This is a genomic window from Haloferula sp., assembly GCF_049672945.1.
Classification (GTDB): domain Bacteria; phylum Verrucomicrobiota; class Verrucomicrobiia; order Verrucomicrobiales; family Akkermansiaceae; genus Haloferula.
In genome coordinates this window covers 1-4,045 of sequence record NZ_JBATWY010000011.1, presented here as the reverse complement: position 1 = coordinate 4,045, position 4,045 = coordinate 1, and the positions used below count along the sequence as shown (strand labels likewise).

General features: G+C 55.8%; 4 protein-coding genes. All 4 read left to right on the top strand.

All coding sequences use genetic code 11. From position 1 onward, the window contains the following. The first annotated feature begins 330 nt into the window (after positions 1-330). The 4 genes from WBG04_RS01120 to WBG04_RS01105 all read left to right on the top strand — a co-directional run bounded on the left by WBG04_RS01120 (position 331) and on the right by WBG04_RS01105 (position 3,778). A complete protein-coding gene (locus WBG04_RS01120) occupies positions 331-906 on the top strand; it encodes an aminopeptidase P family N-terminal domain-containing protein (RefSeq protein ID WP_424312496.1) in 576 nt (191 codons plus the stop codon). A gap of 195 nt (positions 907-1,101) precedes the next feature. After that, complete coding sequence (locus tag WBG04_RS01115; RefSeq protein WP_424312495.1) at positions 1,102-1,728, top strand: transposase; 627 nt, start codon at positions 1,102-1,104, stop codon at positions 1,726-1,728. A gap of 4 nt (positions 1,729-1,732) precedes the next feature. Next, the gene (locus WBG04_RS01110; RefSeq protein ID WP_424312494.1) at positions 1,733-2,050 is read left to right on the top strand and encodes a hypothetical protein; all 318 of its coding nucleotides are present in this window, start codon (positions 1,733-1,735) and stop codon (positions 2,048-2,050) included. 372 nt (positions 2,051-2,422) lie between these two features. After that, positions 2,423-3,778: a sulfatase family protein gene (locus WBG04_RS01105; protein ID WP_424312492.1), complete on the top strand. Its 1,356-nt coding sequence runs from the start codon at positions 2,423-2,425 to the stop codon at positions 3,776-3,778. The last annotated feature ends 267 nt before the right edge of the window (positions 3,779-4,045 follow it).

The window sequence follows — 4,045 nt, the reverse complement described above, 5'->3', positions numbered from 1 at the left end:
TTTCGACTCACAAATCGCTTCAACCACCCAACGAAAACCAAATGAAGACTTTCGCAACAGCGGCCATCGCCGCCACCCTTTGGTTCACCCCGAAAATCGAGGCCGACACCACGATGCCAAAGACCATTTTGAAAACAGCAAACAGCTGGCGTATCGAAACCCGCCAGTCGGCTCTTGAAATCCAGGCGTGGGAGGGTGGTGACGTTCGAGAAAGCACGGAGCGCCCGCTTCTTCAAATTCCTCATCCTAACCGGAGCCGCAGGCCGCGAACTTTTTCTCGGTGACCGAACTCGGTTTGTTCTGAATCTCAATCATCCAGTCACCCTCATCATGCCAAACTTCGATTTCGCAAAACGCCGCGACCGACTTGCCGGATCCCATGAACCATCAACTCCCGGACATCGGGCATTCCTGATCTGCCACCCGATCGACATCAACTACCTCACCGGTGTCGATGAAGGCATCTCCTGGCTCGCCCTCTGGGAGGACGGCGGCTTCGCCATCACACGCCACATGCTGATGCACGATGTCGAAGCCGCGATTGGCGATTTTGAATTGCTGCTCCCGTCGGAACGTTCCATCGACCGCGTGAAGCTGGAGGATTTCCTGACCTCGGAACTCAGCCGCCGCGGCATCAACGAGTTATTGTTAGATCCCGCGCGGATCAGCGCCGCGAGCTACAAGTCCCTTGAAAAATCAGCCGCCGCCGCAGGCCTGAAAATCTCGGACGCGCCCTCTCTCGTTTCCCGCCAGCGCCAGTGCAAGGATGCCGAGGAACACCAGACCATTCTCCGCTGCGTCGGCATCGCCGAGCAGGCCTTCTCCGAGCTGATCGAGCGCGGCAGCAAGGGCCTGATCGGAAGAACCGAGCGCGAGATCGCCCGGGAACTCGAAGGCCGCATGTAAAAGGGGTCAGTCAAGGTTTTCAACCTTTTGCTAGCTTGGGCTCATTAGGTTTGGCTGAGTGGACGTATGGCAAGGCAGCAACGGATTGAATTCGCCGACGCGATGTATCATTGCATGGCGCGAGGTAATCGGCGTGAGGATATCGTTTTTTCCGATAAAGATCGGGAGGATTTCTCCCTTTTGCTCGCTTAATTGGTGGAGCGTACCGGTTGGGAGGTGTTCGCTTGGGTGCTGATGAGCAATCATTACCATCTCATTTTCAAGACGCCGCAGCCCAATCTCGTCGAGGGGATGCGTTGGTTTCAGAACACTTGGACGAAACGGATGAATGCCCGGCACGGGCTCTGGGGGCATCTCTTTGGCGGTCGCTACAAGAGCGTGCTTGTGGAAAGCGACACTCACCTTTCGGTGTTGATCGACTACGTCCATCTCAACCCATTTCGTGCCGGCTTAGCTAATTTGAGGAAGGGGCTCGAGTGTTACCCCTGGTCGAGCCTGGGCGACTATCTGTTGCCTCCGCGCAAGCGCTCTGGCTGGGTGAGGGCGGATCTTGGATTTGCGCAGCGGGGGTATGCTGGAGAGAGGGTCGCGGAACGGCGCAGGTACCTTGCGCATCTTGAGGAAATTGCGCGTCAGGAGAAGGGGATCCCCTCTGCTCCGGGGGAGGGAGAGCGGACCTTGCAGTCAAGCTTGAGACGAGGCTGGTATTTTGGCGGTGAGTCGTTTCGGGAAAGCATGCTGGATCGACTAGCTGCGGGTCAGAAGCGGGAAGGGGGAAAGGGGAAAGAAGAGGTATCGACGCGAGTCCGGCTATGTGGGTGAGCAGATGCGGGACCACGGAGAGCGTGAAGCGCGTCGGATCATTCGTGTCGGCCTACGCTTGGCGAAAATCGTGCCGGGAGAGCTGAAGTCCTTGCCGAAGGGTGACTGGCGGAAGCGGGTGATCGGGATGATGGTGAGGCGACATACGACAGTGAAGGTTGGCTGGGTCGCTGAGGAGTTGGCGATGGGGATTCCCACCCGGGCCGGACGGCTGACGTCCCATTCGCCTACGAAGGGGAAGTGGGGAAGCGACTGGAAGGCGGCGGCGAAGCTGTTGAAAGAGCTGGAAAGGGATTACAGGAAAGCGGAAAACCTTGACTGACCCCTAATTCTGTGACTGACCCCTAATTCTGGACCAAGCTGTTGAAAGAGCTGGAAAGGGATTACAGGAAAGCGGACAACCTTGACTGACCCCTAATTCTGCCCCTAATTCTGCGTCGAAACGGCGGAAGCCGTTGCGACGTTCAATGGGATTCAGCGCCAGAGTTGCTGCCTACGGTTCTTTGGTCGTCTGAATATATCCGAGCTTTACCTCGGCGCGTTATTTCTATTGGGTTGAGCGAGAGGATTATGAGCTATGATTAGAATCGATCGAAGACCTTGCCATCTCTTGTATGTCATCATCGTAATTGTCACTGGGTTTACATCCCAGCACTCCCGTGCAGAGCCATCTGCCCTCAAAAGGCCGAATTTCGTGCTCATTATCGGGGATGACATCTCTGACGATGATTTTGGTTGCTACGGCCACCCGAACATCCGAACTCCCAACGTTAACAAACTCGCCAACAATGGGATTCGCTTCACCAACGCCTACCTGACAACCAGCCAGTGTAGCCCCAGTCGCTGCAGCGTGATATCCGGTCGGTACCCCCACAATACGGGAGCCCCCGAACTGCACCTGCCTCTTCCTAAAGACCAGCCCATGTTCCCTTTAGAACTAAAAAAGGCTGGCTATCACACTGCCGCTGCCGGGAAGTGGCACTTGGGCGCTCATGCCAGATCCGCATTCGATACAGTCGTAAACAGCCTTCCGGGAGGTGAAGAACGCTGGATTGAATGCCTCCGTGAGCGACCAAAAGACCGGCCGTTCTTTATGTGGTTCGCTTCATACGACGCGCATCGCGGGTGGGATGGGAAAGGCGAGAAAAAGAAGCATCTGCCTGCTGATGCCGTAATTCCACCCTATATGGTGGATGCGCCCGCCACCCGATCAGATTTGGCCCGATATTACGATGAGGTCCAGCGTCTGGATCGCTATGTAGGTCTCGTGCTAGAGGAATTGAAGAAACAGGAAGTCCTAAATGATACGGTCATCATCTTCATGGCTGACAACGGCAGACCATTTCCTCGATGCAAGACATGGCTCTACGACAGCGGGATCAAAACACCGTTTGTCATACATTGGCCAAGGGGTATTAACAAAGCAGGAAGCGTTTGCCGGTCTCTGGTCAGTGCTATCGATATTGCCCCTACAATTCTCGAACTGGCCGCAGTGCCCATCCCTAGCAACATTCAGGGCGTAAGCATGATCCCAGTCATCGAGAATCCCTCCGCATCCATTCGACAATACGTTTTTGCTGAACACAACTGGCATGACATTGAGGCGCATGAACGAATGGTGCGCTGGAAAAACTGGGTCTACATACGGAACGCGCGGCCCGGAGGAGCGGGATTGGTATCTGCCCACCTCAGCCAGCCCTCATACCAAGACTTGTTGAATCTGAAGAAGCAAAACAAGCTCACGGCTGCACAAGCGGAGATCTTTGTGAACCCAAGGCCGGCCGAAGCGCTCTTCAATGTCGACACCGATCCCCATCAACTCGAGAACCTGGCAGGCAAGTCCGAGTCTGCTGACATCTTAGCTCAACTGAGTAAGACGCTCAATGAATGGCAGAAACGTACCGGGGATACGGTTCCCAACATTCTAACATCGGACATCATCGACCGTAAAACGGGCAAATGGCTGGGAAAATACGATAAACCCAAGCGCGGAACGGTGCCCGGCAGCGAACGAAATGCTAGCGGGATAACCGATCCCGGACCGCAATAACCAAACAAGACGAATACAACGGCTGGTTGCCGCGCCCCCTACAGCTCCGAGTTCAAGGCCGAAGTCGTGGCCGCCTACGAGCAGAGCGGCATGAGCGGCCAGGCCTTCGCCGAGCAATGCGGCGTGAAATATCCCACCTTCGTAAGCGGGGTAAACGCCGCCCTTTCTGAAGCCTATCTTTCGCCCGGATTTCGGCCCATTCTGGCCGGATGGCCAAGAAAACCATCCCCAAGCCGTGGTGCGTCGCCGACGTGACCTTCGTCGAGA

What these genes read in the sequence shown, in the direction of transcription:
- WBG04_RS01120 (WP_424312496.1), top strand. Translation starts at nt 331, where the DNA reads ATGCCAAACTTCGATTTCGCAAAACGCCGCGACCGACTTGCCGGATCC.
- WBG04_RS01110 (WP_424312494.1), top strand. Translation starts at nt 1,733, where the DNA reads ATGCGGGACCACGGAGAGCGTGAAGCGCGTCGGATCATTCGTGTCGGC.